This window comes from Psychrobacter sp. (genome assembly GCF_041554015.1).
Taxonomy (GTDB): Bacteria; Pseudomonadota; Gammaproteobacteria; order Pseudomonadales; family Moraxellaceae; genus Psychrobacter.
The window spans coordinates 1-7,621 of record NZ_JBFFMS010000060.1; the positions used below are offsets into that span (position 1 = coordinate 1).

Consider the following 7,621-nt stretch of genomic DNA (forward strand, 5'->3'; position numbering starts at 1 on the left):
TAATTATATATATAATGTGCTCTCACGTTTAGAGATACAAATAATCTAAACGGGTAAACAAGCTTATTGTCTCTTTTGATATTGATTCATGAATAGATAAAGAAATGAAGCTTTAAGACATTGTTTTTGATGTCTGGTTTTAATAAATTTCCCTTTAAGGAAATTTATCTTGCGAAGCTAAAATTGTCATGCAATTTTTTAACGCTTCTCAGGGCCGATAGCTCAGTTGGTAGAGCAGTTGACTTTTAATCAATTGGTCCCGCGTTCGAGTCGCGGTCGGCCCACCATATTTGAAAAGCCCAGTCATTTATTGATTGGGCTTTTTTTTGTTTATATTATCTGCTGTGTGCTTAGTTGCTGTATGTTTAGTTAAGGTGTATCCACCCTTTTACGCGCAAATTTAACTTGCGAAAACATCAGATTAAAACCATTTCTTAGGGTTGTTTTGCGTGGTGCGTTCGGTGTCCGCTTTACTAGTTTTTCAAAATCTTCATCGCCAACCTCAGCCCTTTTGCCGTGGGCCAATAACAAAACCTCTGGTTGCAGCGCCTTGACTTTGCTTAAGGATGCACGGTAAGCATCTGGCAAGGTAATCAGATACGGCGAGACAAATTTATTTTTGATAAGTAATATCAGATCTGCGGTATACGCCTGCTTAGTTTGCGGATGCCATAAAGACAAGTCTCGATCGGTATGCCCTGGCGTCTCCAAAACGATCCAATCGTCAAAATTTGGCACAGGATCACCATCTTGCACAGTGATATCCGCTTTTAAAATAGGATGGTACCAGACATTCCTCATCGACTTGCCTTGACGACTGGCAACATAAAACGTCAATCCCAAATCATTTAAATGGGCGACTCTACCAAAAACACTATGATACCAAGGCTTATCAGACCTTGCAGTCACGATCTGACAGCCAGTTTTTTGCTGCAATCGCTTAGCGCCGCCGGCATGATCGGGATGCATGTGCGTGACCATGACTGTCTTTAGTTGCTCAACTGGGCGTTTTAGAGTGTCAGTAATGTATGCCAGAATCTTATCGACATCACAGCGACACCCTGAATCTAACAGCAGCAGCTTATCAGAATAAACCGCCATATATGTTGTCTGAATATATCCCTCTATCGCAACGATATCTACCAAACTCATAATATCCCTTTATCTAATATAATACTTATATTAGCCATTTAAATATCCCTATAGGAAAGCAAAGGCTGCATTTAACCTGCTAACCTGATTATTCATGCTCTATTATTGATTTTATTAAGCAATATGATTGGTCATTATAACGTTCAATAGAGGCTCATGAGTGAGATTCAGTGAACGCCTGTGACTAAAGATTGTTTAGATCAAACATAAACCTATCTCATAAAAAAACCCAGCACGGTGGCTGAGTTCTTTGTAAAGATTTAAATACGTTTATATAAAGCCTTATTAGGCAAGGTCACGCACCTTTGGCTCACGCTCCCATAGACGCGTTTTGGCATTTTCGATAAAGGTATCTAAGTCAGATAATGGCGTGACAAATTCATCTTTTTCAACTGGGAGTTTACTTAGGATAAATTCATCAGTCGCGCCGCAGTACGCAATGGCTTTACAGTGAGCATAAGCATCATTGAACCAATCTAGCGCTGAGCTGTCCTGTGCCAGCTTTTTGGCTTGATCTGGCATGATAATACTGACCACAGCATCGAACATCACCGACGGTCCACCAGCGAGACGCTCATCCGCTTGAATACGGGTATCATCGTCCAAGACTACTTCTTTATTTGGCGCAACGATTTTGACCATTCCGCCCTCAGCATTGACCGCATCTTCAAACTTTTTAATCTCGCTATGCTTAGAGCCTTCAGCGACCAAGATACCAACTAAGCGCCCTTTTAAGCTCTTAGGCGTACGGCCAATGGTTTGGACAGCCTCTGATGTCGCCATATCTTGTACAGGTACTGCGGCCTCAGCAGGCTCTGGTAACTCCATCCCTAAGGCAGTAGCTACGCGATTGGCCAAATCTTCATCGATATGCAGCAGATGACTGAGCGTACGACTGCGGACATGCGCCGTATCTACCTTACCGAGCTCAAAGGCATAGGCTGAGGCAATATGTGCTTGCTCAGCTGGCGTTTGACTACGATAGAACATACGTGGTTGGCTATAGTGATCGGCGAAGCTTTCAGCGCGCACGCGACCTTTGACCCCATCATCTAGCTGCTCATGGAACGATACAAAACCTTTTTTCACACTCTCACGTGGACGCGTTGGATCAAGACTTTGTGGCTCATAAAGGGTGCGCGTCTTCGGCACTTGCATCTGCATATGACCATCTTGCTGATTATTGGCAAACGGACATTTTGGTGCGTTGATAGGAATCTGCGCAAAGTTTGGCGAGCCCAAACGTGATAGCTGCGTATCCAAGTAACTAAATAGGCGACCTTGTAATAAGGGGTCATTACTAAAATCGATACCAGGCGGTAGATGCGATGGGCAAAATGCCACTTGCTCTGTTTCGGCAAAGAAATTGTCTGGATAACGATTGAGCACCATTTTACCCACTACTTTGACCGGTACTAGCTCTTCTGGTATCAGCTTGGTCGCATCCAAATGATCAAACGGGAATTCATTGGCTTCATCTTCGGTAAATAACTGCACGCCAAATTCCCATTCAGGATAGTCGCCGTTATTAATCGATTCAAACAAATCACGGCGATGATAATCAGGATCCGCGCCTGAGATTTTTACCGCTTCATCCCATGTGGTTGATTGTACGCCCAATACTGGCTTCCAGTGGAAGCGCGCAAAGGTACTTTTACCTTCTTTATTAATGAGGCGATAACTATGAATACCAAAGCCTTCCATCATACGTAAGCTACGCGGCAGCGCGCGATCACTCATCAGCCAAATTAAGTTATGCATGGTCTCAGGGCTTAGCGACACAAAGTCCCAAAAGGTATCATGAGCAGATGCCGCCTGCGGAAAACCGCGATCAGGCTCGGGTTTTACCGCATGGATAAGGTCAGGGAATTTCATGGCATCTTGAATAAAGAAAATCGGCATATTATTACCGACGATATCCCAGTTACCTTCTTCGGTATAAATCTTTACCGCAAAGCCGCGTACATCACGGGGCGTATCTTTTGAGCCTTTATTACCCGCTACGGTCGAAAAACGGGTAAATAGTGGGGTTTGTTTGCCAGTTTCAGTCAAAATCTTTGCCGTGGTATATTTTTCTAATGACTCTGTTAACTCAAAATAACCGTGTGCGGCACTACCTCGTGCATGGACGATACGCTCAGGGATACGCTCATGGTCAAAATGATGAATCTTTTCCCGTAGTACAAAATCTTCTAGCAAGCTTGGGCCACGCGGTCCAGCTTTGAGTGAGTTTTGATTGTCAGAGATGGCTACACCCTGCTGAGTAGTTAGGACTTTGGTGTCATCACCTGCGCGTTGGTGGGTTTCACCCCCATTGCCACGTTCCATATTCATGTCTTTAGCGGGGTCGGTATGATCAATATTCTTATTCATAAAATATCCTAGCTAGCTGATGAGTAAAAATGGGCTATCAATAGACCATTTAATAAGCGCTAACACAGTTGTTATATCCGTAGCGATAATGGCGACTTCAAATGTCCGTTTATGTTCTGTGTTATAGCACGGTTAAAACTGACTCAAGCACCCTTAAAACAGCAATGCTGAGATCAATAATTATCTTACTCAAAAATTTTGCTTAGGTATGTCAACTATATGGTTAAGCGTGTTGATATTTGGTTAAGAAAAATAAGCATCAGTTAAATTCATAAAGGCTAGTAATGCCTGTTATTTTTAACACGATAGCGTTGTTAAGTAGTGATTCTTTAGGCTATTCTGTCATAAGTGTCTACTCATGAGGGTTACTAGGGTGGATCGGTTTTAAAATAGGCTATTTTTCCTGAGCTTTTTAACTAACATAATGAGGCTACCCATGACCATGACATTGATTTCTATAAAATTACTCAAATCATCTAAGCACTACCGCGAAAAGTTACTATACAGCGCCTCTTTAGGCTTAGCGGCATTGATGTTTAACCAAACGGCGGCAGCGATTACCACTAAAAATGTTACTTATACGGTAGACAACCAGCCATATGAGGGTTATTACGCCAAAGCTGATAAAGCAAATGCACCATTTATCTTACTGATTCATGATTGGGATGGGCTAACAGACTACGAGCGTAAGCGCGCTGATATGTTGGCAAATGAGGGCTATAACGTACTGGCTGCTGATATGTTTGGGCAAGGTATTCGCCCGACAACTATTGAAGACAATAAACGCTTAACGGGGGCATTATATGATGATCGCAGCAAAATGCGTCGCCTACTAGAAGGTGCATTAAACGCTGGTCAAGCGCAAGGTAATGATGCACGCACGGGCGTAACGATGGGCTACTGTTTTGGCGGTACAGTTGCTCTAGAGCTCGCTCGCTCAGGCTTCCCGCAAAAAGCCTTTGTCCCGTTCCATGGTGCCTTTGATATACCGACCGGTCAAAGTTATGATAAAACCAATGGCGAGATACTGGTATTTCATGGCTCTGCGGATGAGTCCGTCTCTTTAGAGAGCTTTACGACTTTGGGTAAGACACTAGAAGCAGCAAAAGTTCCCCATGAAATGATTACCTATAGTGGTGCTCCCCATGCTTTTAGCGTATTTGGCAGCGATAGATACGATGCGCGCGCTGACGAGCGTTCTTGGCAGCGTTATTTAGATTTTTTAGCCCAAACTTATAAATAATTTTATTGTATGCAACCAACATAAACAGCTGTAAATAAAAAAGACCTCTCAATCAATATCTTATAACGATTGAGAGGTCTTTTTTTATCAAAGGCTCGTTACTTAGTCTTTTGAAATACCAATAGCTGGTTATTGGCTGGCATCGCATGTTTATCAGACAGTTTTAGCATATGCGTCTTTGCCAACGCTATGATGTCTTCTAAATGACGAATACCACTCTTTGGGTCGCGTTGCCTGAGACTGCTATCGAACTGCTGATTACTCGCACTGGTATAATGCCCATTTTCATTAAATGGTCCATAAATAATCAACTTTCCATTGATTGGTAAAGCCTCACCTACTAATTCAAACAACTTCTCCACCAACGACCATGAGATGATATGTAAGGTATTGGCAGTAAATACCGCATCATAGGGCTGATTGCTAGTAGCATTTATCGGCAATGAATCAACTGCCAAATCAAAAGTTAACGGCGAATATAAATTGGGCGCAGGATAAGCAGCATGCCAAGCATTAATCATAGAATGATGGGCTAACACATCACTGGTCTGCCATGTTAAATGCGCCAATCTCGGTGCAAAATACACACTATGCTGCCCCGTTCCTGAACCCACTTCCAATACATGGGTAGAATATTGCAACTCTTGCTGTAAAATATGCAAAATTGGCTGCTTATTATTTTCACAGGCTTGAGAAAACGGCATACCAACGGGAGCAATAAACTGAGTATTATTTGAATCATTATTAAACACGGCTCACATCCTTATAGGTCTACACTGTCACAGCTTTGATAGGAATAATGACCACAAGCAAAGCATTAAAAACTAGTAAATACCCGCCTCTACCCCAGCTGCCAGTGTCATCGCCAGCTCTTCAACTTGCTCAGTAAATGCCTCTTGCCAATCGCCTTGCAATATCAGCGCTTCTTGAATCCACTCCCAACGCAGTCCGGTGGTAATTGTCTTCAGCGCAAGCTTGGTGCCCGTACCATCATGACCTGCACGAATATATAAGGCAAATGGCATACCTTGTTGCTTCTCTAACACTGGATAATAACAGCGATCAAAGAAGTCCTTGGTTAATCCTGCCATATACGCCAAGTTCTCAGTCGTCCCTAATAACAGCGCATCAGCTGCCAGAATATCTTCAGGCTGGGTATCTTGTGGCGACTTTAATATGACATTGATATCTATATCAGGATGATTGGCACCGTCATAGGCCGCTTGTGCCAATTTTTTGGTATTCGGTGATGGCGCATGGGCAACGATCAGTAAGGTTTTGCTAGCCATATCAATCATCCTTATAGAGGTTACTGGTTTTTGGAATCAAAAACTCTTGAAACCAGTAGTTCTTAGAATTAAAAGCTTTTAGAATTAATTGTTACTCTTTGAATGATATCAGGATGGATACTTTTCGCAACCGGACAAGTGAGCGCAGTGTTATAGAATATTTTTTGGGTTTTATAATCTAACTGCTGATTAAAAGTAATCGCGACATGTATTTCACTCACACGTCTTGGATCAGCAGCCATGACTTTGGTCACCTCAGCACTAGTGCCTGCAATATCGATATCTATATCACGCGCTTTAATCCCGATAATCGTCAACATGCAACTGGCTAAGCTAGTCGCTAACAAATCAGTCGGTGAAAATGCTTCACCCTTGCCGTGATTATCAACTGGTGCATCGGTAATAATTTCATTGTTTGATTGTAGGTGAATAGCGGTGGTGCGTAAATCGCCTTGATAGGTTACTTTTGAGGTTGCCATAAGGTTCTCTCTTTAATAGTTATTGTTTTCAGATTACTTCTTTTTAAAAGCTTTTAAATAGCAGGCTGCTTAATAATATATTTTTCAAATTTGTCAGTTAAAAATCGAGAACAATTATTTTTATAATATTCGAATCCTTAGCTGATTTAGGAAAAATAAAAAATAAATTTTAACAATGTGGCTTCTTTTGAATAATTATATCGTCTTAGAAAGTTCGGAAGCGGTACTAGTTCTACCTTCTTTAGCAGATTCCTCTTCACCAATTTGGACAATGTCTTGCAACACACCTCGAAAACTCTTAGGATGCGAATTTAGGTGCACACCAACAAAAGTTCCTGAGAAAAATAAATCCGAGACTTTTGTTTTCTGTTTTTCGCAATTCAACATTTTCTTTCCACTACCCACACAAAACCATCCAAAACTACTTCCAAGTTCAGATAATACATATAAGCCGAAACCTGAATTATTATGAATATTTTCCTTTTCCGTAAGTTTATCAGCCCTTGTTACTCCTGGCTTTATAGCATAGTGAAGTACTTCATCCTCTGCAACATCATAAGCTATAGACAAGGACTTATGTATTCCGCATCCTTCATCAATAATAGCGATCTCGGATTGACCATTTGCCCATTTTTGTGCACATATAAAACAGTAGTCAGAGTCCGAATGCTCTAAAGTATTACGGATAATTTCTCTAATAGAATAACTAAACGTCTTTTTTATCTCACCACGCTCTTCTCCAGATAAAACTGTTGCCAGTGTTCCAGATATAAAATTAATAGCATCCATTAAGCTTTCATCAGTATCCTTGATACTATCATTTAGCTCTTTAAGAGTGATTTTTCTAATTGGTAAATACTTCGTATTGCCTTTAGTTTGACCTAGTTTTTTTCCTATATTCTCCATACCAACATAGTCAAAGAAACCAAGATGCATAAGATATGGAGAGTTTCCCAAAAACTGTGTAACTGCTTATAATCCACTAACCGGAGAATAAGCAATGACTACTCAATCTGACATTAAAAAACTAGCCGAGCAAATGGCTGGTAGCATGAAAAGCTTCGATGACATTAAAGACTTTCAAA

Annotated in this window: 7 protein-coding genes and 1 tRNA gene; 2 read left to right on the plus strand and 6 right to left on the minus strand. The window is 41.4% G+C overall.

Annotated features, from left to right (window positions below; translation table 11 throughout):
• Positions 1-211: 211 nt before the first annotated feature.
• Positions 212-287: transfer RNA gene (locus ABYU67_RS11375), tRNA-Lys, on the plus strand.
• Positions 288-369: 82 nt separating this feature from the next.
• On the opposite strand, the gene ABYU67_RS11380 is transcribed toward ABYU67_RS11375, so the two are convergent.
• Together ABYU67_RS11380 and ABYU67_RS11385 are read right to left on the minus strand one after the other, a co-directional pair.
• Complete coding sequence (locus ABYU67_RS11380) at positions 370-1,152, minus strand: MBL fold metallo-hydrolase (RefSeq protein ID WP_372845278.1); 783 nt, start codon at positions 1,150-1,152, stop codon at positions 370-372.
• Between the two features lie 285 nt (positions 1,153-1,437).
• Positions 1,438-3,525, minus strand: a complete 2,088-nt coding sequence (locus ABYU67_RS11385; protein ID WP_372845280.1) for a catalase — start codon at positions 3,523-3,525, stop codon at positions 1,438-1,440.
• Positions 3,526-3,961: 436 nt separating this feature from the next.
• On the opposite strand from ABYU67_RS11385, the gene ABYU67_RS11390 reads away from it, so the two are divergent.
• On the plus strand, positions 3,962-4,768 hold the full coding sequence (locus tag ABYU67_RS11390; protein WP_372845282.1) for a dienelactone hydrolase family protein: 807 nt from the start codon (positions 3,962-3,964) through the stop codon (positions 4,766-4,768).
• A 98-nt stretch (positions 4,769-4,866) separates the two neighbouring features.
• Here ABYU67_RS11390 and ABYU67_RS11395 read toward each other — a convergent pair whose 3' ends face one another.
• The 4 genes from ABYU67_RS11395 to ABYU67_RS11410 all read right to left on the minus strand — a co-directional run bounded on the left by ABYU67_RS11395 (position 4,867) and on the right by ABYU67_RS11410 (position 7,493).
• Positions 4,867-5,472 carry a DUF938 domain-containing protein gene (locus ABYU67_RS11395; protein WP_372845290.1) on the minus strand — a complete coding sequence of 202 codons (606 nt, stop codon included), beginning with the start codon at positions 5,470-5,472 and terminating at the stop codon, positions 4,867-4,869.
• Positions 5,473-5,592: 120 nt separating this feature from the next.
• Positions 5,593-6,057, minus strand: a complete 465-nt coding sequence (locus ABYU67_RS11400; RefSeq protein ID WP_372845284.1) for a flavodoxin family protein — start codon at positions 6,055-6,057, stop codon at positions 5,593-5,595.
• Between the two features lie 68 nt (positions 6,058-6,125).
• Positions 6,126-6,536 carry an OsmC family protein gene (locus ABYU67_RS11405; protein ID WP_372845286.1) on the minus strand — a complete coding sequence of 137 codons (411 nt, stop codon included), beginning with the start codon at positions 6,534-6,536 and terminating at the stop codon, positions 6,126-6,128.
• 195 nt (positions 6,537-6,731) lie between these two features.
• The gene (locus ABYU67_RS11410; RefSeq protein WP_372845288.1) at positions 6,732-7,493 is read right to left on the minus strand and encodes a hypothetical protein; all 762 of its coding nucleotides are present in this window, start codon (positions 7,491-7,493) and stop codon (positions 6,732-6,734) included.
• Positions 7,494-7,621: the final 128 nt, after the last annotated feature.

Excerpts from the sequence above, each read along its gene's own strand:
- ABYU67_RS11400 (WP_372845284.1), bottom strand. The coding sequence starts at position 6,057 with ATGGCTAGCAAAACCTTACTGATCGTTGCCCATGCGCCATCACCGAAT.
- ABYU67_RS11385 (WP_372845280.1), bottom strand. The coding sequence starts at position 3,525 with ATGAATAAGAATATTGATCATACCGACCCCGCTAAAGACATGAATATG.
- ABYU67_RS11405 (WP_372845286.1), bottom strand. The coding sequence starts at position 6,536 with ATGGCAACCTCAAAAGTAACCTATCAAGGCGATTTACGCACCACCGCT.
- ABYU67_RS11395 (WP_372845290.1), bottom strand. The coding sequence starts at position 5,472 with ATGCCGTTTTCTCAAGCCTGTGAAAATAATAAGCAGCCAATTTTGCAT.
- ABYU67_RS11380 (WP_372845278.1), bottom strand. The coding sequence starts at position 1,152 with ATGAGTTTGGTAGATATCGTTGCGATAGAGGGATATATTCAGACAACA.
- ABYU67_RS11390 (WP_372845282.1), top strand. The coding sequence starts at position 3,962 with ATGACCATGACATTGATTTCTATAAAATTACTCAAATCATCTAAGCAC.